Source organism: Natronomonas salinimetallica (assembly GCF_013839515.1).
Taxonomy (GTDB): Archaea; Halobacteriota; Halobacteria; order Halobacteriales; family Haloarculaceae; genus Natronomonas.
Genome location: NZ_JACDNQ010000006.1, coordinates 100,051 through 120,605 on the forward strand (window position 1 = coordinate 100,051; position 20,555 = coordinate 120,605).

General features: G+C 67.7%; 20 protein-coding genes and 1 tRNA gene. 11 read left to right on the forward strand and 10 right to left on the reverse strand.

The genetic code is table 11. The features are described from left to right. Position 1: 1 nt before the first annotated feature. Both HZR14_RS06640 and HZR14_RS06645 read right to left on the reverse strand, forming a co-directional pair. Positions 2-997, reverse strand: a complete 996-nt coding sequence (locus HZR14_RS06640; protein WP_181692085.1) for a zinc-binding dehydrogenase — start codon at positions 995-997, stop codon at positions 2-4. A gap of 184 nt (positions 998-1,181) precedes the next feature. Then, a complete protein-coding gene (locus tag HZR14_RS06645; RefSeq protein ID WP_181692170.1) occupies positions 1,182-2,051 on the reverse strand; it encodes an alkaline phosphatase family protein in 870 nt (289 codons plus the stop codon). A gap of 234 nt (positions 2,052-2,285) precedes the next feature. On the opposite strand from HZR14_RS06645, the gene HZR14_RS06650 reads away from it, so the two are divergent. The 4 genes from HZR14_RS06650 to HZR14_RS06665 all read left to right on the forward strand — a co-directional run bounded on the left by HZR14_RS06650 (position 2,286) and on the right by HZR14_RS06665 (position 6,367). After that, positions 2,286-4,337 (forward strand): aldo/keto reductase, encoded by a 2,052-nt coding sequence (locus HZR14_RS06650; RefSeq protein ID WP_181692086.1) that lies wholly within the window; start codon positions 2,286-2,288, stop codon positions 4,335-4,337. A 48-nt stretch (positions 4,338-4,385) separates the two neighbouring features. Further along, positions 4,386-4,784, forward strand: coding sequence for a DUF7475 family protein (locus tag HZR14_RS06655; RefSeq protein WP_181692087.1), 399 nt, complete (start codon positions 4,386-4,388; stop codon positions 4,782-4,784). 230 nt (positions 4,785-5,014) lie between these two features. Continuing rightward, positions 5,015-5,785, forward strand: a complete 771-nt coding sequence (locus HZR14_RS06660; protein ID WP_181692088.1) for a CDP-alcohol phosphatidyltransferase family protein — start codon at positions 5,015-5,017, stop codon at positions 5,783-5,785. Positions 5,786-5,923: 138 nt separating this feature from the next. Next, entirely contained in the window at positions 5,924-6,367 is a 444-nt protein-coding gene (locus HZR14_RS06665) for a metal-dependent hydrolase (protein ID WP_181692089.1), read from the forward strand. Between the two features lie 160 nt (positions 6,368-6,527). Here the strand turns inward: HZR14_RS06665 and HZR14_RS06670 are convergent, their stop codons facing one another. Next, complete coding sequence (locus HZR14_RS06670) at positions 6,528-7,445, reverse strand: NAD-dependent epimerase/dehydratase family protein (RefSeq protein ID WP_181692171.1); 918 nt, start codon at positions 7,443-7,445, stop codon at positions 6,528-6,530. 198 nt (positions 7,446-7,643) lie between these two features. Here HZR14_RS06670 and HZR14_RS06675 point away from each other — a divergent pair, with 198 nt between their 5' ends. Together HZR14_RS06675 and HZR14_RS06680 are read left to right on the forward strand one after the other, a co-directional pair. Then, positions 7,644-8,663 (forward strand): phosphoribosylaminoimidazolesuccinocarboxamide synthase, encoded by a 1,020-nt coding sequence (locus tag HZR14_RS06675; RefSeq protein ID WP_181692090.1) that lies wholly within the window; start codon positions 7,644-7,646, stop codon positions 8,661-8,663. 73 nt (positions 8,664-8,736) lie between these two features. Further along, positions 8,737-8,895 carry a hypothetical protein gene (locus HZR14_RS06680; protein WP_181692091.1) on the forward strand — a complete coding sequence of 53 codons (159 nt, stop codon included), beginning with the start codon at positions 8,737-8,739 and terminating at the stop codon, positions 8,893-8,895. A 58-nt stretch (positions 8,896-8,953) separates the two neighbouring features. Here the strand turns inward: HZR14_RS06680 and aglF are convergent, their stop codons facing one another. Together aglF and HZR14_RS06690 are read right to left on the reverse strand one after the other, a co-directional pair. Beyond that, the gene (gene aglF / locus HZR14_RS06685) at positions 8,954-9,703 is read right to left on the reverse strand and encodes a UTP--glucose-1-phosphate uridylyltransferase AglF (RefSeq protein ID WP_181692092.1); all 750 of its coding nucleotides are present in this window, start codon (positions 9,701-9,703) and stop codon (positions 8,954-8,956) included. Between the two features lie 52 nt (positions 9,704-9,755). Then, positions 9,756-11,360: an ABC transporter permease gene (locus HZR14_RS06690; protein WP_181692093.1), complete on the reverse strand. Its 1,605-nt coding sequence runs from the start codon at positions 11,358-11,360 to the stop codon at positions 9,756-9,758. Positions 11,361-11,456: 96 nt separating this feature from the next. Between HZR14_RS06690 and HZR14_RS06695 the strand changes: the two genes are divergently transcribed. From HZR14_RS06695 to HZR14_RS06705, 3 genes are read left to right on the forward strand one after another with little or no spacing between them, the layout of a single operon-like run. Further along, complete coding sequence (locus HZR14_RS06695; protein WP_181692094.1) at positions 11,457-12,005, forward strand: gluconate 2-dehydrogenase subunit 3 family protein; 549 nt, start codon at positions 11,457-11,459, stop codon at positions 12,003-12,005. Next, positions 12,002-13,600, forward strand: a complete 1,599-nt coding sequence (locus HZR14_RS06700) for a GMC family oxidoreductase (RefSeq protein ID WP_181692095.1) — start codon at positions 12,002-12,004, stop codon at positions 13,598-13,600. Before HZR14_RS06695 ends, HZR14_RS06700 begins: the two co-directional genes overlap by 4 nt. 55 nt (positions 13,601-13,655) lie before the next feature. Next, entirely contained in the window at positions 13,656-14,417 is a 762-nt protein-coding gene (locus tag HZR14_RS06705; protein ID WP_181692096.1) for a dolichyl-phosphate hexose transferase, read from the forward strand. A 270-nt stretch (positions 14,418-14,687) separates the two neighbouring features. Here the strand turns inward: HZR14_RS06705 and HZR14_RS06710 are convergent. The 5 genes from HZR14_RS06710 to HZR14_RS06730 all read right to left on the reverse strand — a co-directional run bounded on the left by HZR14_RS06710 (position 14,688) and on the right by HZR14_RS06730 (position 18,623). Continuing rightward, positions 14,688-14,768, reverse strand: a tRNA-Ser gene (locus tag HZR14_RS06710). A 56-nt stretch (positions 14,769-14,824) separates the two neighbouring features. Then, on the reverse strand, positions 14,825-15,052 hold the full coding sequence (locus HZR14_RS06715) for a DUF7981 family protein (protein ID WP_181692097.1): 228 nt from the start codon (positions 15,050-15,052) through the stop codon (positions 14,825-14,827). 25 nt (positions 15,053-15,077) lie between these two features. Beyond that, positions 15,078-15,461 carry a Rid family detoxifying hydrolase gene (locus HZR14_RS06720; RefSeq protein WP_181692098.1) on the reverse strand — a complete coding sequence of 128 codons (384 nt, stop codon included), beginning with the start codon at positions 15,459-15,461 and terminating at the stop codon, positions 15,078-15,080. 310 nt (positions 15,462-15,771) lie between these two features. Continuing rightward, positions 15,772-18,156, reverse strand: a complete 2,385-nt coding sequence (locus HZR14_RS06725; RefSeq protein ID WP_181692099.1) for a DEAD/DEAH box helicase — start codon at positions 18,154-18,156, stop codon at positions 15,772-15,774. A gap of 59 nt (positions 18,157-18,215) precedes the next feature. Beyond that, complete coding sequence (locus HZR14_RS06730) at positions 18,216-18,623, reverse strand: hypothetical protein (RefSeq protein ID WP_181692100.1); 408 nt, start codon at positions 18,621-18,623, stop codon at positions 18,216-18,218. Positions 18,624-18,803: 180 nt separating this feature from the next. Here HZR14_RS06730 and HZR14_RS06735 point away from each other — a divergent pair, with 180 nt between their 5' ends. Both HZR14_RS06735 and HZR14_RS06740 read left to right on the forward strand, forming a co-directional pair. Continuing rightward, complete coding sequence (locus tag HZR14_RS06735) at positions 18,804-19,988, forward strand: aspartate kinase (RefSeq protein WP_181692101.1); 1,185 nt, start codon at positions 18,804-18,806, stop codon at positions 19,986-19,988. A gap of 38 nt (positions 19,989-20,026) precedes the next feature. Beyond that, positions 20,027-20,485 carry an SLOG cluster 4 domain-containing protein gene (locus tag HZR14_RS06740; RefSeq protein ID WP_181692102.1) on the forward strand — a complete coding sequence of 153 codons (459 nt, stop codon included), beginning with the start codon at positions 20,027-20,029 and terminating at the stop codon, positions 20,483-20,485. The last annotated feature ends 70 nt before the right edge of the window (positions 20,486-20,555 follow it).

Below are 20,555 nucleotides of genomic sequence, written 5' to 3' on the forward strand. Positions count from 1 at the left end.
CTCAATCGGCTCCGTATCTGAACGCGATCTGTACGGCTTCGTTCTGTCGCTCGTCGAGCAACCGATAGGCGTCGGGCGCGCGTTCGACGTCGAACTCGTGGGTGAGAAGCGCCGAGAGGTCGTTATCGTGCAACCACGAGCGGACGACGTCCAGCCGCCGGTCCTTGTCCCACCGGTCGGCGTGGTCCGGGTCGACACGGCTCACCTGGCTGCTTCGGATCCGGACGTGGCTTCGGTGGTAGGTCTCGCCGAGATCGAGCGTCACGTCCTTCGTACCGTACCACGATCCGACGACGACCTCTCCCGCGTAGCCGGTGGCGTCGATGGCCTCCGAGAGCGCCTCCGGGTTTCCCGAGAGCTCGAACGTGACGTCGGCACCCGCCCCGAGCGCCGCGTCGAGTTCGTCGGGAGCGACCGACCGGTCCGCGCCGAGCGACTCCGAGAGCGCCCGCCGGGATCCGTGATAATCGACCGTGATGAGTTCCCCGAGCGGGAACTCCGCGAGCAGGGCCGTCGTCAACAGGCCGACCGGTCCCTGGCCGAACACGACGACGCGGGCGCCGATCCGCGGCCGCGCGTCCATGACGAAGTTGACCGCCGTCTCCACGTTCGGAATGAAAAGCGCCTGCTCGGGCGTGAGCGTCGTCGGGATGAGCGCCTCCGGATCGGCTCTGAAGTGGCTCTCGTGGGGGTTAAACGCGAACACCCGGCGGTCGAGCCACGCCTCGTCGACCGCGTCGCCGACGGCTCTCACGCGGCCGACCGCGGCGTAGCCGTACTGCAAGGGGTACGAAAACGTGCCGTCGAGCGCTTGTATCGTCTCGTCGGTCGCCAGCTCCGAGGACACCTCGTCGCGATAGACGAGCATCTCGGTGCCCGGACTGACGCCGGAGCGCTCCGTCAGAACCAAGACCTCGTTCGGCTCCGGGTCGGACACCGGTTCCGTACGAACCTCGACCGACCTCGGGCCGGTAAAATACACCGCCCGGCCGGTCATCGCCCGTCACGCCGCCTCGGGGCCGTCTGTGGAGCGGTCGGCGCGACGGGGGCGTGCGAACGGTCTCCTCGGCGCTTCGCCTGGTTATTCACGCGCTCTATATAGGGATTACCGGACTAAAAACTACGCGTACCGGCCCCGTGGGCACCGACCACGACCAGCCGGGGATCGCTCGCCACCCGAATCACAGATATCCGAGCGCGTCCAGTCGCTCCCGGTCCGTGTCGGCCCCGTATACGTGCGTTACCGGGAGCGGCTCCGGCGGCTCGAGTGTCGGGGTGTGACGCTCTGTCCCCTCGCCGTCCGTCTCCGCCCACGGGACCGCGAGCAGGGCCCGAAGCGGGGTGTGCATCGGGTGGCCGTAGAGTCCCCACTCCCCGAGAAGGTTACCGTGGTCGGCGGTGACCGCGACGCGGCCGGAGACGTTCTCGACGAGCGTCGCCACCTCGGGGAGGACGTACCGAAGGTTCGCCTCGTAGGCCGCCTCGACGCGCTCGATCGACACGTCGCCGCGGCGGAGCAACACCCACGGGTTCGACGCGCTGCTGTGGCGGCTCGTCCGGGCCATCCCGTCGTCGCCCGCGAGCGGATCCGTGACGAAGGGGTGATGCGGCTGCATGTAGTGGACGACCAGTCGGTCGGGGTCGTGATCGCGGGCGAGCGCGACCGCACGGTCCGTGACCGCCGCCGCGGGGACGGTGCCGAGGTCGTCGTCCCAGGCGTACTTCCAGACCTCGTCGAGGGCGGCGAAGGCGTCGGCGTCGAGATACCGATCCGTCCAGGTGTTGGCGGTGACCATCGCCGTCCGTGCGGTCTCTTCGCGGCCGCCGAAGGTGTTCTCGAGCCACTCGGAGGAGGAACTGCCGACCGACCGGACGGTCCGTACGTCGCCGAGGAACCCGACGTCGGGGGCGACCGCGCTCAACAGGTCCGCCCGACAGGCGTCGAGGACGACGAGGACGTCCCAGGAGCGCTCGAAGACGTTTTCCCCGTAGCTCAATCGCCGTCCCACCGCCTGAATGCTCCGCAAGTAGGCGGTTCCGAGTCGGCTCATCCCCGGTTCTGTCACACCGATGGTTCGGCTTCGAATACCTATAGTAGCTGTTGATACGGATCGGCGTACGGGGTTCCCGACGAGCGCCGGACCGGATCGTCGCTTGCCGACGAGCACCGGACCGAATCGTCGCTTGCCGACGACCGACGACACCAATGAAACGGTCCACACGTCGGCGGGAAGGGACACGACACCGCCGGGACGCATATATATCCCCGCACCGCCGATACGACCGTGAACTGTCTGTTCGTCGGGGCCGGCGCGATCGCCCCCGAGTATGCGGCTGGCCTCGAAGCGAACACGCTGTCGGTGGCCGGCGTCTGCGATCTCGACGGCGAGCGCGCGGTAGCCCTCGCCGAGGAGTGCGGCTGTCCGGCGTTTACCGACCTGGAGACGGCGCTCGACGTGGTCGACGCGGCGCTCGTAGTGAACCTGACGAGCCACGCCGCCCACGCGCCGGTGACGGAGGCGGCGCTATCGGCGGGCCGCCACGTCTACTCCCAAAAGCCGCTGGCGCTCGACGCCGAAGCCGCCGAGAAACTGCTGGAGATTGCGCGACGACGCGACCTGGCGCTCGGCTGTGCCCCCGGAACCCCGCGGGCTCCCGCACAGCGGCGGGCGGGGCGACTGCTGGCCGACGGACGGCTCGGTCCCGTCCGGCTGGGCTATGCCCACGCCCACGTCGGCCGCGTCACGGACTGGCACGACCATCCCGGATCGTTTCTCGATGTCGGCCCGTTGTACGACGGCGGCGTCTACCCGCTGGCGTTGCTCGTTTCGTGGTTCGGCCCCGTCTCGCACGTCCGCGTCGCCGACGCGCTCGACGTCTGGCCCGATCGCGAGACGAAACGACCGACGGCACCGAGCCACGTCGAGGCGACGCTCGCTTTCGCCTCGGGACCCACGGTGCGGCTCACCGCCAGCCTCTATGCGCCACACCGCAGCCGGGAGTTCTACGGGCTGGAACTCCACGGCGACGACGGATCGCTGTATCTGCGGGGGAGCGGCGCGATGGGGACCGACCCCGACGACGTCCGGTTCGGCCGCGTGGGCCGCGGGTACACGAACGCACCGCCGCAGTCGCCGCCCACGCCCTACGCGTACGCCGACGCCTTGGAGCGCCTCGCTGCGAGCGTCGCTGCCGGGACGCCGTCGCGATCGGGCGGTCGCCGGGGGGCCCACGTCGTCGCCGTCTGCAACGCGATCGAGGCGGCCGCGGAGACCGGCGGGCCGATCGAAGTCCTCGACTGCGGGGCGATGTGTGAGCCCGTTCCCGAACCGGTCGTCGGTCCGCCGGACCGGGGCTGGCACCCGACGGAGACACCGGTACGGCCGGATTCGGGGCCGGATGTGGAACCGAGGACGACTCTGCACCCGAGAACGGATCCGAAGCCCGGGACGCGTTCGCTTCGGCTCCCGCCGATCGGGTTCGGCTGCTCGCGCTACCGGGACGGCGAGTACGTCGACCGATCCGACTCCATCGCGACCGCCCTCGACGCCGGCTACCGTCTCCTCGACAGCGCGGAACTGTACGGCAACGAACACCGGATCGGCGACCTCCTCGCAGCGCCCGGCGCGCCGGGCCGCGAGAGCGTCTTCGTCCTCGGCAAGGTCTGGCGGACGAACCACCGCCGAGAGCACCTGCTCGAGGCGTGCGCCGGCAGCCGATCCGAACTCGGTATCGACGCCTTCGACTGTTATACGCTGCACTGGCCGTCGGCGTTCGCCCACCGGGGGGAACTGTCCCGACTGGCCGAAACGCCGGTCGATCGCCGGGAGGCGCTCACCTTTCCCGAGGCCGACGACGGGAGTATCGAAACCGCGGAGATACCGCTGTCGAGGGCCTGGCAAAACCTCGAGGCGGCGTACGAGCGCGGGTGGGCGCGGAGCCTCGGCGTTTGTAACGTCTCCGAGGCGCAACTGGAGACCGTCCTCGACGCCGGGACCGTCCCACCGGCGCTCGTCCAGATCGAGCGCCACCCCTACCGGCCACGACAGGGCCTGGTCTCGTTCTGTCACGACCGCGGCATCCGGGTCGTCGCCCACTCGCCGCTGTCGGCTCCCGGCCTGCTCGAGGAGCCCGTTCTCGCGGAGATCGGGGCCGACCACGGGCTCTCCCCCGCTGGGGTCGTCCTCGCGTGGAACGTCACGAGCGGCGTCGTCCCGATCCCATCCAGTACCACGCCCGAACACGTCGTCGCGAACCTGGCCGCGGCCGCGACCCGGTTGACCGCCGAGGAGTGCGCCCGGATCGGATCCCTTCGGCGGCCGGACTTCGAGCGATAGCGCGTCCGGGAGCAGTACAACTATGAGACCGAGTACCATACAGTCGGTATGGCAACGAGTGAACCCGGACTGCTCGAACTCCGCACGGACTCCCTGCGCCGCCTCCACTGGATCGGTATCCTCGCCGCGCTCGTCTCGGCCGCCGTCCATCTCCTCCTCGGGGGCAGAATGCTTCCCTCGGGGATGGGAATCAGCTTCGTCCTCGCCGGGATGGGATTTCTGGGGGCGATCGGCCTCGTGTTGATCGACTACCGCCGACGGGCGGTCTACGCCGTCGGTATTCCGTTTACCATCGTCCAGGTCGTCCTGTGGTACTACGTCAACTTCGCCGCCGGATCGAAGTCGTTCCCGGCCGACGTGGGGACGCTCGGCGCTATCGATAAGGCCGCACAGGTCGTCCTCATCGCCGTCCTCGTCGTCTTGCTCCGTCGACGTTCTCGCCCTTGAGGCGTGACTGCAGCCTCCGAAGTCGATGGCTGCCGCGTCCGCCGGATCGGTGTCTTGCCGCCTCGCTCGCGTTTTATTATCCGTCCGACCGTGTCTCGGGTACCCCAGTATGAACGCTCCGTGTAGAACCGACGCGTCGGGGGCGGTACCGATGCCCCGGCCCCCGTCCGCTCCCGCGTTCACGGGAGGACGACGGCCGCGAAACAGAGACCACGAGCAGGGGGGCGTCAATGGCCGAACTCCGGCGTGATCGGCCGGTATCTTTCGGTCTCGGGGTCGGACTGCCGCTGCTCGCCGCGCTCGCGCTCGCGTCCGTCCTCCAGCACCTGCTTCCGGTCGAGTCGGCGGGTCGGTCGGCGTTCTCCCCGGCGGTCGTCGCCGGACTCTGTTGGGCCGGGCAACTCTGGTACGTCGGCTACAGCCTCGATCCCGCGCCGGTGGGCGACGGCCCCTGGCGACGACTCCTCGGCCTGGCGAACGCGTTGACGCTGCTCCGGGGGGCGCTCTACGCGGTCGTGGCCGGCTTCGTCGTCGTCCCCTCGGGGACCGATCTCGCGTGGGTGCCGGCGTTGTGTTACGGCGTCGGGGCCGTCCTCGACAAACTCGACGGCACCGTGGCCCGGAGCGTGGGGCGAGAGACCGATCTCGGCGAGCATCTGGATACGGCCTTCGACACCTTCGGGTTCGTCGCCGCCCCCCTCGTAGCGGTGCTGTGGGGGCTGTTGCCGGCCTGGTATCTCTCGATCTCGGCCGCTCGGTACGTCTTTCTCGCCGGCATCCGGTGGCGACGCACTCGCGGCCTGCCGGTGTTCGATCGGCCCGACAGCGACCTCGGAAAGTACCTCGCGGGCGTCCAGATGGCGTTCGTGACCGTCGCGCTCGTCCCCGCGGCTCCGACCGGCCTCGTCCGGACTGTCGCGCCCGTCGTCCTCGCGCCGTCGCTGGCCGTGTTCGGCCGCGATTACCTCGCCGTCAGCGGTCGGATCCCCGGCCAAGACTGATACTGGTGGACGAAATCAAATGAAACCGACTCACGAGTGATCCGCCGTTCGCTCCGTCGAACGGCGTGATCCTCGTGCGTCGTGTGTACATTCTTTTGTTCGTCAGTATGACATACCAGCGAGACCGTACCGACACGCATGCTCTTTTTCACCCACCTCGCCGCGGCCGCGCTCCTCGCCAGGACATCGCGGCTGTCGACGGTGTGGTTAGTCGTCGGCGCGGCGGGTCCCGACGCCGTCGATAAACCCCTCGCGATGGCGGGCGTCTTCGAGTTGTACCACTCGGTCGGCCACAGCGCGCTTTCGCTCCTGGTGTTCGTCCCGGTCGCGCTGTACGGCCGGGTCGGGGTGGCGGCCGGGGTCGGGTGGGCGTCGCATCTCCTCCTCGACACCGTACACGTCGTGGTCAACGGACGACCAGGCCACGCGTTTTCGCTCCTGTGGCCGCTGCTCGAATCGACGGATCCGCTTGCGATCCCGCCCGGTGAGTTCGTCCGGTACTACGTCGGAACGCCGTCGTTCTACCTCGAGGCCGTCGTGTGGATCGCGCTGATCGCGGTGCTTCTCACACGACGGCGATAATCGAGCCCCCGGACTGCGGGGAGCGAGACGGCCGCGTACGGGTCACCGGAGGGCACATCGATCGCGTCGGCCCGGACGTCGGCACGGAAGCGCCCGCTGTGAACCGCCACACGTCCCGTAGCTGTGCCGTAGCTGCGGACCGCTCCCGGTGGGGCGATGCTCACCGGTACGCCGAACAGACGCGCTCGATTCCCGCCTCGAACCCGACGTCCGGTTCCCATCCGGTTTCGGCCCGCAGTTTCGAGGGATCCGCGCAGGTGTCGTGGACGTATATCGCCTCCGGGATCGGGTTCTCGACGTACTCGGGGGCGACGTCCACCCCGAGCGTCTCGGCGATCGATTCGACGACAGTATTGAACGAGTGTCGATCGCCGGTTCCGACGTTGTAGACGCCGTCGAGCCGATGTTCGGCGGCGAGTACCGCGCCGTCGACGACGTCCGAAACGTGGGTGAAATCCCGTGTCTGGGTCCCGTCGCCGTACAGCACCGGGGACGCCCCGCGTGCGATGTCGTCGGCGAACTGCGCGATGACGTTCGCGTATTCCTCCTTGTGTCGCTCGGCACCGCCGTAGCCCTGATACACCGAGAACAGCCGTAACCCGGCCACCGACATCCCGTGATGGGCCCGAAAGTACTCCGCGTACCGCTCGCGGGCCAGCTTCGAGGCCTCGTATCCGGTGTTCGCCGTCACGTCCGCCACCTCGGGGGACGGCTCCGTCCGATCGCCGTAGACGGACGACGTCGAGGCGTAGACGACGGTCTCACAGCCGTCCCGGCGGGCCTGTTCGACGACGTTGACGAACCCCTCGACGTTCACCCGGACGCCACGCTGTGGATCGGCCTCGTGCATCGCGTAGGAGGACAGCGCTGCCAGGTGAAAAACCACGTCCACGTCCGTCGGCAGGTCGGACTCCAGGACGGACCGATTCCGGAACTGGACCGCCGTATCGAGGTTCTCGGGCGTCCCCAGCGAGCAGTCGTCGACGGCGATCACGTCGTTGGCCGCGGCGAGGTGGTTTGCGATGTTCGCGCCGATGAACCCCGCACCGCCCGTGACGAGCACGCGTCGGTTCTTCATATCGCTACGATCCCTCATATCGCTACGATCACCGCTGCGATTTTGAAGCTGTCGACGCCCGAAGGGGCTCTTTCTCCCTCGCTTGCGCCGATGGAACCTCACTTCCGCCGATGGAACCGCTCCCGCTTGCGCCGATGGAACCGCTCCCGCTTGCGCCGATAGAAACGCCTTTCCGGCTTCACGGATTCCCCTCCGGTAATGACCAGCGTCAAAGGGTTCCGGGTCGAGGAGCCGGCGACGGCCGATTCGCTCGGAACCGGTGCGTTCGTCTTCACCGACGACTACTCGGTGTTCGACTGGGGCAAGATGCCCGATGCGATCCCGAACAAGGGGGCCTCCCTCTGTGCGATGGGTGCGGCGAACTTCGAACGGCTCGAGTCCGAGGGGATCACGACGCATTACCGTGGCGTCGTGAGCGGCGGCGAGGTCGTCGACCTCGACTCGGTCGCCGCCCCGCCCCGGGAGATGGCGATCGAGTTGACCCGGGTGCCGGACCTCCCCCACGAGGGGCGGGAGTACAACTACAGCGCCTACCACGAGGCGGGGGGTGAGAACTACCTGATCCCGCTGGAGATCGTCTTCAGAAACACCGTTCCGGTGGGGTCGTCGCTTCGCTCGCGTGCCGAGCCGGGCGAGTTCGACCTCGGGTACGAGGCGTGGCCCGACGAACCGGTCGACCTGCCCGCTCCCGTCGTCGAGTTCTCGACGAAATACGAGGAGTCGGATCGGTATCTCTCGCGGGAGAACGCCGACTACATCGCGGGCGAGGCCGACGTCGACGACCTCGAAGCCATCGCCCGCGAGGTCAACCGGATCGTCACGGAGACGGCTGCGGACGCCGGGCTGACGCACGAGGACGGCAAGATCGAGTGTCTCTACTACGACGGCGAGATCCGGGTCGCCGACGTGGTCGGTACCTTCGACGAGAACCGTTTTTCCTACGACGGCCAACAGCTCTCGAAGGAGGTCCTCAGGCAGTATCACAAGCGAACCCAACCCGAGTGGGTCGAAGCGGTCTCCGAGGCGAAAGCGGAAGCGAAAGCCGAGGACGTCGCCGACTGGCGCGAACTCTGTGCCGTCGACCCCGACCCGCTCGCGGACCACGTCGTCGATGCCGCCCGCGAGATGTACACGGCGGGAACGAACGCCTATCTCGGGCGCGATCTCTTCGACGCACCACCGATCGAGGACGCGGTCGCAGCGATCGAGAACCTGTAGCCGCCGCGTTGTCGGTCGAACGCGTCGCCCGGAACCATCGGTATTTTTATACGATGATATAGAACCGCCGGATATGATCCCCCTACAGACGATTTCGAATCCGACGATGGCCGTCGTCGTCGTCGGCGTCGTGATGACGCTCGTCGTCATGATCGCGTTTATCTGGGCGTTCGGGAAGATACGCGAACCGCCGGAGATCGAGGAGGGCGAAGGCAACGGTCAAGGCGTCTGACGCCGACGCCTGTCGCCCCCTTCGGGCTCGTCTTTCGTTCGGATCTCCTTTGTGTCGATCACTCCGTCGTCGCGCTCGTCACGTCGTCGGCCTCGTATCCCTCCTGAAGCCGCCGTTCGGCCTCCTCGCGGTCCTCGGGATACCCCACGTCGATCCGCCAGCCCTCGAGCCCGATCGCGTCGATGGTGCGACCCGACTGGATCAACAGGTCGATCGCATCGGAGATCTCGTACTCGCCGCGGTCGGAGGGCTGGACCAGATGACAGGCGTGAAAAATCGCGGGCGAAAACGTATAAAAACCGGTCATCACCAGGTTCGACGGCGGGTCGTCGGGCTTTTCGACGACGTCCGTTATCTCGCCGTACTTGTTGGTGTCACAGACCCCATAGCGGGAAGCCTCCTCCCAGGGCACCTCCTCGACCAGAAAGGCGGCGTCGGCGCGCGCCTCCCGCTGACGGTTGACGACGTCGGCGAGGTTCGCCTCGAAGACGTTGTCCCCGAGCATCAACATGAAATCGTCGTCGATATGCTCTTCGACGCACAACAGCGCGTGGGCGAGCCCACGCTGCTCGCGCTGGTGAGTGTAGGTGATCGGAACGCCCTCGTAGGCGTCACCGTAGTGGTCGATGATCCGCTCTTTTTTGTACCCGACGACGACGAGCAGTTCCTCGGCGTCCAGTTCGATGAGTCGGTCGAAGCAGTGACTCAGGATGGGTTGGCCATCGACGTCGACGAGTGCCTTCGGTTTGTCCTCGGTCAGCGGGCGGAGACGGGTTCCCTCTCCCGCGGCGAGTACGACTGCGCGCATACCTCCACGGACGGGCCGCCGGGACAAATCTTTTCGGCTCCTCGCGCTCGAATCACAGCCCGCTGCCCTCGCCCTCCTGAGAGAGCATCACGACCATCGAAAGGCCCGAAATGAGGATCAAAATGAGCGCGGGCACCGCGGCGTACTGATAGAGCGCGGACTCTTGGGCCCGCCAGATCTGGGTGACGATCGTCTCGAAGCCGGACGGTCGGAGGATGAGCGTCACCGGCAGCTCCTTCATCGTCGTCAAGAAGACGAGCGCGGCCCCCGCGACGAGCCCAGAGCGGATGTGTGGCAGCGTGATTCGCCGGAACGCGCCGATCGGAGACTCCCCGAGGGTCCGGCCGGCCTCGACGAGTTTCGAGTCGACCTGTAGGATCGAGGTCCGGGTCGTCCCGACCGCCTGCGGCACGAAGCGAACGACGTACGCGAAGATCAAAAGCGGCAGCGTCTGATAGAGCCAGGGGACGTAGCCCGAGCCGAAAAAGACCAACGCGAGCCCCAACACGACGCCCGGGACGGCGAAGCCGACGTACGTCGCCCGCTCGAACAGCGTCGCCAGCCGTGAGTCGCTCGTCCCGGCGAGATACGCTACCGGGAGCGCGACCAGCGTGGCGACGGCGGCGGCGGCGGCGGCGACGGTCACGGAGTTAACCGCCTGCGTCCACTCGAACGCCATCGACGGCCGTCGGCTCACGTCCGTTCGCCACAGCCACAACAGCAGGATCCAGACCGGGACGGCGAGCGTCGTCGCGGTGACGCCGGCGGGGAGCAGCGTCGCGGGCCAGCGCCACCGTCCCAGCCGGACCTGGCTTCCGACGCGGTCGGCGTCGTCGCCGCGGACGGTCTGGTCGGGGCGGATCGCCCATTCGAGGGTCAACACGACGAGAACGAGCAACAGGAGCTGAATCGAGAGCAACGCGGCGTACTCGCGGCCGAAGGTGTTGTACTCGACGTAGATCTGTCTGGTGAACACCGACAGGCGCATGATCGCCGGTGTGCCGAAGTCCGAGATCGCATATAGCGCAGTCAAGAGCCCGCCGGCGGCGATCGCGGGCCGGATCTGCGGCAGCGTCACCCGGCGGAAGGCACCCCAGGAGCCGTAGTTGAGCGTCCGGGCGGCGTCGATCAACCGCGTGTCGAAGGAGACGAGAGCGGCCCGGGTCGTCAGGTAGACGTAGGGGTACGTATAGAGGGTAATGACGAATATCGACCCGGGGAGCCCGTAGATCTCCGGCAGGCGTCCGACACCGAGCGGGGCCAAAAGCGAGTGGAACTCCCCTTGGGGGCCGAACGCGGAGACGAACGCGAACGCGCCGACGTAACTCGGTACGACGAGGGGGAGCGCAACCGCGATCGACCAAAAGCGCCGGAACGGGAGGTCGGTCCGGACGGTCAGATACGCCAGCGGAACCCCGAGGAGGATCGAACAGAGGGTCACGCCGATCATCAACAGAAGGCTGTTGAGGAGGACGTCCGCGGTCCCGGCGCTGAAGACGAGTTCACGGGCGCGGACGGGATCCACGGTCACGACTTCGAGCAGCAGCCACGCCAGTGGGAGAATCAACGCCACCGCGATCGCGCCACAGAGCGCCGTCAGTCCGGGCGACAGTGGGAGGTTCACCGATCGTTCGGCGGGATCGTTCTCTCGTTCCATGGCGTGTTGGTATCGTCTGGCGGGACGTCCCTCTCGCCCTTATGTCGATCGAATCGGACCAACGGATATAAGACTTTAGGTTTGCCTAAAACGTATATGGAACTGACGAGGCGGGACGCGGCGGCCGCCCTGGCGGCGGTCGGGGCCGGCGGAGCGGTCGCGTTCGGGGTCGACCGGCTTCGGGGGGATGGTTCGGACGGCCCGGACGCCTCCGGGCAGGATCCGCCGGCCGAGGCGCGGCTCCGGGAGACGTTCGTCGCGGCCGCGGAAGTCCTCTATCCGAGCGAGGTATCGGGGATCGGGGGCTTCGTCGAGGGGTTTCTCGAGGGACGGCTCGGACGCCGCGACCACGCCGACGGGATCCGGGCCGCGGTCGGAGCCCTCGACGACCGGGCCGTCTCGTGGTACGGCGAACGCTTCGCCGCGCTCGCCGTCGAGGACCGCGACCGGCTCCTCCGGGAGATCGGGGCCGATACCGCCGAGGAGGACCCCGAGGGAACGACCGCCGAACGGGTCCGATACTACGTGGTCAACGAGCTCCTGCTCGCGTTGTACGCCTCCCCGACCGGCGGCGAACTCGTCGGCCTCGAAAACCCCCAGGGCCACCCCGGCGGGACCGAGAGCTACCGGCGGGGGCCGAAATGAGCGGTTCGGCCCCGAACGGCCGGAGACCGGTATCGGGGGCGGACGTCTGTGTCGTCGGCGCGGGGCCGGCCGGTGCGCTCGTCGCCGACCGCCTCGCGGCCGAGCACGAGGTCGTCGTCTTGGACGCCGGCCCCCGGTTCGATCCGGCCGACCGCCTCGAACGCCAAGAGCGGGCGATCCGGCCCGCCTACGACCGCCCGGACGTGTGGGACGGCGACGACGAACGCGACGCCCACTCGGCCTCCGGCGACCGGTTTTATCCCCTGAACCACGCCCGTGTAAAGGGGATCGGCGGCTCGACGCTACACTGGCAGGGGATGGTGATGCGGCTCCACGAGGACGACTTCGCCTCGGGGAGCGAACGCGGGGTCGGCCCCGACTGGCCGATCGACTACGGGGAGGTACGGCCCTACTACGCCGCCGCCGAGCGCGAACTCGGGGTCGCCGGATCGGACGACAACCCCTACGCACCGCCGCGCGAGGAGCCGTACCCGATGCCCGCGTTCGCACCCTCCTACAGCGACGGCCTCTTCGCCGACGCCTGCGAGGCGCTCGAAATCGACATGCACTCGGTACCGAACGCCCGGAACTCCGAGCGCTACGACGGCCGGTCGGCCTGTGTCGGCTACGGGACCTGCCAGCCGGTCTGTCCCGCGGGGGCGAAATACGACGCCACCGTCCATATCGAGCGGGCCGAATCGAAGGGCGCAACGGTGATCGACCGCGCGCCGGTCCAGCGGCTCGAACACGGTGTAGACCGGGTTCGTGCGGCCGTCTACGCGACCCCCGACGGCACCGAGTACAGACAGACGGCCGAGGCCTTCGTCGTCGCCTGCGGTGGCGTCGAGACGCCGCGGCTGTTGTTGCTCTCGGACTCCGAACACTACCCCGACGGGCTTGCGAACGAAAGCGGCCTCGTCGGCAGGTACTTCATGGATCACCTCTTCGCCGGCACCGGCGGCGTCCTCGAGGAGCCCACGCGACAGAACCACGTCGGCTTTCTCACGAGCGAGAGCCACCAGTTCTACGACGACGCCGACGGAGAGATCGGGCCGTTCAAGCTCGAATTTTTCAATTACGGCGGCCCCTCGCCGGTCGAGACGGCGCTGTCGGCCGACACCTGGGGTGAGGACCTGCTGGATCGGCTCAGACAGGACTACGGGACCCACGTCGGCATGGGTGCGCTCGTCGAGCAACTGCCCCGCGAGGACAGCTACGTCGGCCTCGATCCCGACCGGACCGACGACCACGGCAACCCCGTGCCCGACGTCCACTGGACCGTCGGCGACCGGGCTCTGCGAACGATCGAGCGGGCCAACGAGGTCCAGGAGGCGATCCTCTCGGAACTCGGCGCGGAGATCACCTGGCAGGTCGGCCCCGACGATACCGGCCCGGCGTATCACCACATGGGAACCACCCGGATGGGTACCGACCCCGAGGAGAGCGTCGTCGATCCCCGTCTCCGAACCCACGACCTCGGGAACTGCTGGCTCGTCACCAGCGGCGCGTTCCCGACCGGCGGCGCGGTGAACCCGACGCTTACGATCGCCGCGCTCGCGCTGCGGGCGGCCAAGGACGTCCGAACGTCGCTTTGAGCCGTCTTTTAGGTCAACCTAAAAACTTAAGCACCCACGGGAGAGAAACGTGGTAATGAGTTCGATACAGCCGCCGACGAACGGGATCGAGGCCGAAACGGCCGACTCGACTGGGGTCGATTCGGCCAGTGACGCGAGCGAGTACACCTTCGAGGACGTCAGCGTCGTGATGGGGACCTACAACGAGGCGGCGGCGATCGGAACGGTCCTCGACGACATCGAGGCCATCACCGACGGGAAGGCCGAGGTCGTCTGTGTCGACGGCTCCTCGGATCGGACCCCCGAGATCGCCCGCGAGCACGGTGCCCGCGTCATCGAACAGGCTCCGCAGGGCTACGGGGTCGCGGTCCGGGAGGCGATCCTCGCCCCCGACCGGCCCGTCGTCGTCACTACCGACTGCGACGACACCTACCCGATGGAACAGCTGCCGGAGTTCCTCGAAGCCATCAACGCCGGCCACGACGTCGTCAGCGGCGATCGGCTCTATCACGGGGCCGAGGCGATGCCGGCGTTCAACCGGCTCGGGAACCACCTCTTCGCGCTGTTGGCGAGCGCCCTGATGGGCGAGCGCGTCCACGACACCACGACCGGAATGCGCGCCTACCGCCGGGAGGTCGTCGAATCGATCGAGTGGACCGAGAACACCGGGCTTTCGGCGGAGCTTCTGATCCGGCCGCTGATGCGCGGCTACGACGTCCGTGAGCATCCGATCGCCTACCGCGAGCGCGCCGGCGAGACGAAACTCGATCCCATCGAGGGCGGCCTCGCGATTGCGAAGTCGATCGTGAAAGTCTCCCTCGAGGAACGCCTTCCGTAGCCCCCCTCCCGTTTCATCGCTCGCCACACAAACGCATCGCTCGCCGATGGCTCATACTGGTGGACGAAATCAAATGAAACCGACTCACGAGTGATCCGCCGTTTGCTCCGTCGAACGGCGTGTCATGCGTCGTGTGTACATTCTTTTGTCCGTCAGTATCATACTGCCGGACGTCCGTTCGTGAACAGCTGAATCGGTACACGTCCAAACCGCCGGTAGAGTGCGTATCGAGTGGCCCGCGATTCAACTATAGCAGTCTCACCACAGAAACGCCGGGACGGGGATTTGAACCCCGGATCCCTGAGGGAACACGCTTTCCAGGCGTGCGCCTTACCACTCGGCCATCCCGGCTCACCAGAACGTACCGGAGTCGGCGGTTTAAAGGCTTCGCGTTCGGCGGGAGCGTGTCACTCGCCCGCATCGATCGGCCGGCCCGCGACACCGAGGCACCGCTCGGCGTAGCCGCTGCTCGCGGCCGCCCCGAGAAAGACCGCGAGGGTCACGGCCGCTATCGGGGCGACGCCCAGGAACGTCCCGCCGAGGAGGAGGTACGCCCCGTGGGCGACGAGAAACGAGAACGCGCCGACGAGGCCCCAAAGCAGCGCCGAGCGACGGCGAGGCGTCACGAACGGCATCGGATCGGGTCAGCGCCCCGCCGGCTCACGGCCGCGTCGCGACCGCCTCGATTTCGACGGCCATCCCGAGCGGGAGCGCGCCCGCCTGGAGGGCCGACCGGGCCGGCGGCTCCCCATCGAAGTAGTCGGCGTATACCTCGTTCATCGCCTCGAAGTCATCGATGTCGGCGAGGTAGACGGTAGTCTTGAGTACGTGCTCGAGGTCCGTTCCGGCCGCCGCCAGGACGGCGGCGAGGTTGTCGAGCGCCCGTTCGGTCTGGACCGCGATCGACTCCTCCGACAGGGAGTCGCCGTCGGGGGTCAACGCGATCTGTCCGGCGGTAAAGACGAGGTCACCGTCGGTCGTCGCCTGGCTGTACGCCCCGGCGGCGGGCGGGGCGTCGTTGGTCTCGATCGTCTCCGTTCCCATGTCGGGACCTGTGTCGCGCGAGTATATAAATCGCCGCCCACCCGGCGTCAGTTGAACCCCCGCCCACCCGGCGTCGATCAGGCACGTGCCGGCACCCAAAACCCCCGTTTCGGGTGGAAACGTCGGACACAGCCGTTCGTTCCGTATCCGGCATAGTTCGGCTGAAACAGCTGCTAACGCCCGTTTTAGGGGAAGTAGTCGTGTGGGAAAGATCCACACGAGTCCGCTCGACCGGAAGCGAAGGGGTTACATATCGTTTGGGGCCGCCTCCCGGCAGGCTCCACCGATGCCGCCACCGTCGCCGACGGCGTCACTCGACGTCGACGACGCGGCTGTCGCTCACGGGCCGAAGCGGCAACTCGGAGAAGCTGACCGTTACCTCGTAGGTGAGTTCCTCGGCGTCGCCGCCGAAGACGCCGACGGGGACCGTCGTCTCGCCGAGATACCGGGTCGTCTCCGACATCTCGATTCCGTTCACCGTCACGCGGATCCCGACCGGGGTCCCGTCCCCCTCGTTTCTGACGGTCACCTCGGCCATCGCGTTCTCGCCGGAGGCGATGGACTCGGGGATCCCCTCCCACTCGACTGTGACGTCGGGGAGGTCCATCGCTTGCTCGACGACCCGCTCTGCGACCCCCGCCGAGAGCCCGGCGTCGACGAGCCCCTCGACGCCGACGCGTCTGACGTCGGTCGGATCGACGAGCCCCGCCGCCGCGAGTTTGCTCGCCCGGCCCGAGCCGACGCCGCCGATCGCGACGAGGCCGACCGCCTCGGCGCTGATACCGTGTTCGACGCGGGCCTCGATCCGACGTACGAGGTTCGCATCCTGGGGGGATCCGAAGCGTTCACAGAAGGCCCGAAGCGCCGCTAGAAACCGCAGGCCGTTCTGTCTGATGACCCACGCGTCGCTCTGGAGTTCGGCGGGCGTCGTCCCCGACATCCCGGCCCGGAGAATGGCGAGCACCTTCCGGTTACCGGGCTCTAGCTCGTCGCCCTCGGCTCCGAGGACCGCGCCGAACGTCTCGCGTTCGTCCCGCCGCGCCGAGACGCTATCGAACGCCGCGGCGTCGGCGACGGTCCGGAGGATCGCCGACTCGTCGATGGCGGGGGCGTCGTCGGCGGCGGCGCGCTCACACAGCGCGTGAAACGACGCCGCCGTGTCGAGGCGGAGATAGAACTGCGAGGTGAGACGGCCGAGTTGGGTCGGCTCGATATCGAACCCCGACTGGTCGACGAACCCGCCGTCGACGAGCCGTTCGAGGGTGGCCGAGACCCGCTCCCTGAGCGACTCCGCGTCGTCGTACTGCTCGGGGGCGCTCGCCGCGCGTGCATAATAGAACGTCGTCTCGAGCCATCCCATCACGTCCTCGATGTCGTCGACCACGCCGAGGGCGATCTCGGCGTTCAGATGCGAGTCGAGTTCCCCGGCCAGCCGCGATTCGATCGGCTTGCCGTCCGCGAGCAGTTGGCGGTAGCGATCGGCGTCCGCCCCGTCGCAGACGACGTGGGCGTATCCGGCGTCGTCGTAGCCCGGCCGCCCCGCCCGGCCGAGCATCTGGAGGATATCGAGGGGGCTCATATCGACCTCGCCCTCCAACGGATCGTGAAGTTTGGTATCCCGAATGACGACACATCGCGCCGGGAGGTTGACGCCCCACGCCAGCGTCGACGTCGAAAACAGCAGCTGTATCTCGCCGGATTTAAACCAGTCCTCGACACGGTCTTTGTCCTCCTTGGAGAGCCCGGCGTGGTGAAAGCCGACGCCGTCGACGACTGACTGGCGGAGCGTGTCGTTTTTCAGTTCCTGGGCGTCGGTGTGAAAGTCGTACTCCCCCCGTGATCCGATCTCGACGTCGCGTTCGGCGATCACGTCCCTGGCCTTCTCGGCGGCCCGTACCGTGTCCTGTCGCGAGGCGACGAACACGAGCGCCTGCCCGCCGTCCTCGACGTGCGGCTGGGCGAGATCCAGGGCCCGATAGAGCCGGCGGTACTTGTCGGCGAAGGCGTTGTCACCGTGGGTATAGGTTTCGACCGTCGCCGACAGCGGGACGGGTCGGTACTCCTCGCCGAACCGGAAGGTGCACGCCTCGGGGGCGTCGAGCCACCCGGCCACGTCGCCGACGTTCCGCATCGTCGCCGAGAGCGCGACGATACGGGGGCCACAGAGCCGCCTGAGCCGCGAGATCGTCACTTCCAGAACCGCCCCCCGGCGATCGGAGTCGAGCAAGTGGACCTCGTCGATGACACAGCAGTCGACGTCGGTGACGAAGGCGTACCGCGGCGAATCGTGCTTTCGCGTCGCCGAGTCGGCTTTCTCGGGCGTCATCACGAGGATATCGGCCCCCTCGGCACGCCGGGGATTGAGATCCCGCTCGCCGGTGACGACGTAGACGGAGTATCCCAACGCCTCGAAGCGGTCCCACTCGGCCTCCTTCTCGTTGGTCAGCGCCCGAAGCGGTGCCAAAAACAGCGCGGTACCGCCGGCATCGAGCGTTCGGGAGATGGCCGCTTCCGCGAGCGCCGTCTTTCCGCTCGCGGTCGGCGCACTGATGACGACGTTGTCGTCGCGTTCGACGATCGCGGGCAACGCCTCCGCTTGCATCCGGTTGAACGACTCGAAGGGGAACGCGTCAGCGAACGCCGGCAGCACGTCCGCGACGGCGACCCCCGCCTCGTATTCCGTGCGACCTGCCACGGGCGAACGGGAGAGTGCCGACCGTATAGGCGTTTCCGTCGCCGCAAGCCGCGATCGGATCAGGCCCTCGTCCCCGGTTCGGACCCCGGTTTCCACCGATACCGGATCGTCGGCGTTCCGTCGAACCGCGGCCCCGGACCACAGCGCTCGAACGCCGCGCGTTCGGCGGCCGCCTGCGTCACGTCGTCGGCCTCCATCGCCAACAGTTCGACGTTCATGTCCTCGCGGGCGGCGAACCGCGTCGGCTCCGAGAGCAGCGTCTCACACAGCTCGGCGTCGCCCTCCAGTTGTGTCACGTGAACCGTCGAGCTCTCGGCGTCATAGCTGACGAACCCCTCGACCGCCCCGTCGTCGTCGGCGACGCGGACGGTCCGGTCGTGGATGAGATTCCGCATTACGTCCGTCGGCGACCCGGTCAGCGCCGCCAGCCGCTCGGCGTCGGCCTCGACGGCGTCCCGTACGTTCATGCGACATCGTAACGCGCTCGGGACAATTAACGTTTGGTGAGAGACGGACTCGAACCGGTTTCGGTCCCGAGAAACTCAGGGAGGGAACGATGATCCGTCCTGCGGGGGATATGAACACCGTTATTTCCCACGACCGGCAACGGGGGGTATGAGCTACCACACGGGTCAGCAGGTGAGAGAATGCGCGTAGTCGCCAAGTTCGGTGGAACGAGCCTCGGGAACGGCGACCGGGTCAACCGGGCCGCCGACTCGATCGCGGCCGCGGTCAACGAGGGCCACGAGGTCGCCGTCGTCGCGAGCGCGATGGGATCGACGACCGACTTCCTGCTCGATGCGATCACCTTCGAAGCCGACGAGGCCGACGAGGCGGAGATCGTCTCGATGGGCGAGCGGACCTCCGTCCGGATGCTGAAAGCCGCCCTCGGGGCCCGCGGGATCGACGCGAAGTTCCTCGAACCCGGTACCGAGGAGTGGCCCGTCATCACCGACGAACACGGTCAAGTCGACGTCGAGGAGACCCAACGGCGCGCGAAACAACTCGCCGCGGACATGGCCGCCGAGGGGTACGTCCCCGTTCTCACCGGCTTTCTCGCACAGGATCACGCGGGCAACGTGACGACGCTCGGCCGTGGCGGATCCGATACGACGGCCGTCATGCTCGGCAACTACATGAGCGCCGACGAGGTCGTCATCATCACCGACGTCGAGGGCGTCATGACCGGCGACCCACGGGTCGTCGAGGGTGCGCGCAACGTCGGTGAGATCACCGTCGACGAACTCCGGAACCTCTCGTTCCGCGGAGCGGAGGTCGTCGCGCCGTCGGCGCTCTCCTACAAGACCGGAGAGATGACCGTCCGGGTCGCCCACTACCAACACGGCGACTTGCTGCACGGCGGCACCACGATAGAGGGACAGTTCGAGAACCTCATCGACATGCGCGAGGAGCCGCTGGCGTGTCTGACCGCCGCCGGACGGGCGATCAGGAACTCCCCCGGCGTCCTCTCGGATCTCTCCGCCGTCCTCGCCGACGCCGATATCAACGTCGACGCCGTCGCAAGCGGGATGGACTCGGTGTCGTTTTACGTCGACTCGGACGTCGCCGAGCGCGCCGAGACCGTCCTCCACCAGGCGGTCATCGACCTCGACGAACTTTCGAGCGTGACCGTCGACGACGACATCGCCGTCATCCGGATCACCGGCGGCGAACTCCCCAACCAGTCCGGGATCCTCCAGGAGATCATCGCCCCGCTCGCGGACAAGCACATCAACGTCCAGGATTTGATCACGAGCGCGACGTCGATCGCGGTGTTCCTCGAGTGGGACGAGCGCGAGGAGGCCCTCGGAATCATCCAGGATGCGGTGTGAACGGCCGTTTTATCTTTCGGCGGGCGTGATCTCCGGCCATGCGAGTCGCCGTCATCGGCGGATCGAGCGTCGGTACACGGACGCACGAACACGCACACCGGGTCGGTCGTCTGCTCGGCGAGCGCGGCCATACCGTCGTCTGCGGCGGATTGGGTGGCGTCATGGCGGCGGCCTGTGAGGGCGCGGCGGCGTCCGGCGCGGAGACGATCGGGATCCTTCCGGGCGGGGACCCCGAGGCGGCCAACGAGTGGGTGACGACGCCGATAGCCACCGGCCTCGGCAACGCTCGAAACGTCCTCGTGGTCCGCAACGGTGAGGCCGCGATCGCGATCGACGGTGCGGCCGGGACCCTCTCGGAGATCGGCCACGCGCTGGATTTCGGCCGGCCGGTCGCGGGCCTGAAAGCGGGCGATCCCGGCCTCGACGGGTTCGAGCGCGTCTCGACGCCGGCGGAAGCCGTCGCACACGTCGAAGACGCGGTGTCGGGTCGGGACTGATGCTGCCGGCTATCCGCTCGTGACGCGATCGCAACACCGGCGTGCGAATCGCTCGACGTCGGTATCGCCG

What these genes read in the sequence shown, in the direction of transcription:
- HZR14_RS06640 (WP_181692085.1), bottom strand. Translation starts at nt 997, where the DNA reads ATGACCGGCCGGGCGGTGTATTTTACCGGCCCGAGGTCGGTCGAGGTT.
- HZR14_RS06645 (WP_181692170.1), bottom strand. Translation starts at nt 2,051, where the DNA reads ATGAGCCGACTCGGAACCGCCTACTTGCGGAGCATTCAGGCGGTGGGA.
- HZR14_RS06655 (WP_181692087.1), top strand. Translation starts at nt 4,386, where the DNA reads ATGGCAACGAGTGAACCCGGACTGCTCGAACTCCGCACGGACTCCCTG.
- HZR14_RS06660 (WP_181692088.1), top strand. Translation starts at nt 5,015, where the DNA reads ATGGCCGAACTCCGGCGTGATCGGCCGGTATCTTTCGGTCTCGGGGTC.
- HZR14_RS06665 (WP_181692089.1), top strand. Translation starts at nt 5,924, where the DNA reads ATGCTCTTTTTCACCCACCTCGCCGCGGCCGCGCTCCTCGCCAGGACA.
- HZR14_RS06670 (WP_181692171.1), bottom strand. Translation starts at nt 7,445, where the DNA reads ATGAAGAACCGACGCGTGCTCGTCACGGGCGGTGCGGGGTTCATCGGC.
- HZR14_RS06675 (WP_181692090.1), top strand. Translation starts at nt 7,644, where the DNA reads ATGACCAGCGTCAAAGGGTTCCGGGTCGAGGAGCCGGCGACGGCCGAT.
- HZR14_RS06680 (WP_181692091.1), top strand. Translation starts at nt 8,737, where the DNA reads ATGATCCCCCTACAGACGATTTCGAATCCGACGATGGCCGTCGTCGTC.
- aglF (WP_181692092.1), bottom strand. Translation starts at nt 9,703, where the DNA reads ATGCGCGCAGTCGTACTCGCCGCGGGAGAGGGAACCCGTCTCCGCCCG.
- HZR14_RS06690 (WP_181692093.1), bottom strand. Translation starts at nt 11,360, where the DNA reads ATGGAACGAGAGAACGATCCCGCCGAACGATCGGTGAACCTCCCACTG.
- HZR14_RS06695 (WP_181692094.1), top strand. Translation starts at nt 11,457, where the DNA reads ATGGAACTGACGAGGCGGGACGCGGCGGCCGCCCTGGCGGCGGTCGGG.
- HZR14_RS06700 (WP_181692095.1), top strand. Translation starts at nt 12,002, where the DNA reads ATGAGCGGTTCGGCCCCGAACGGCCGGAGACCGGTATCGGGGGCGGAC.
- HZR14_RS06705 (WP_181692096.1), top strand. Translation starts at nt 13,656, where the DNA reads ATGAGTTCGATACAGCCGCCGACGAACGGGATCGAGGCCGAAACGGCC.
- HZR14_RS06715 (WP_181692097.1), bottom strand. Translation starts at nt 15,052, where the DNA reads ATGCCGTTCGTGACGCCTCGCCGTCGCTCGGCGCTGCTTTGGGGCCTC.
- HZR14_RS06720 (WP_181692098.1), bottom strand. Translation starts at nt 15,461, where the DNA reads ATGGGAACGGAGACGATCGAGACCAACGACGCCCCGCCCGCCGCCGGG.
- HZR14_RS06730 (WP_181692100.1), bottom strand. Translation starts at nt 18,623, where the DNA reads ATGAACGTACGGGACGCCGTCGAGGCCGACGCCGAGCGGCTGGCGGCG.
- HZR14_RS06735 (WP_181692101.1), top strand. Translation starts at nt 18,804, where the DNA reads ATGCGCGTAGTCGCCAAGTTCGGTGGAACGAGCCTCGGGAACGGCGAC.
- HZR14_RS06740 (WP_181692102.1), top strand. Translation starts at nt 20,027, where the DNA reads ATGCGAGTCGCCGTCATCGGCGGATCGAGCGTCGGTACACGGACGCAC.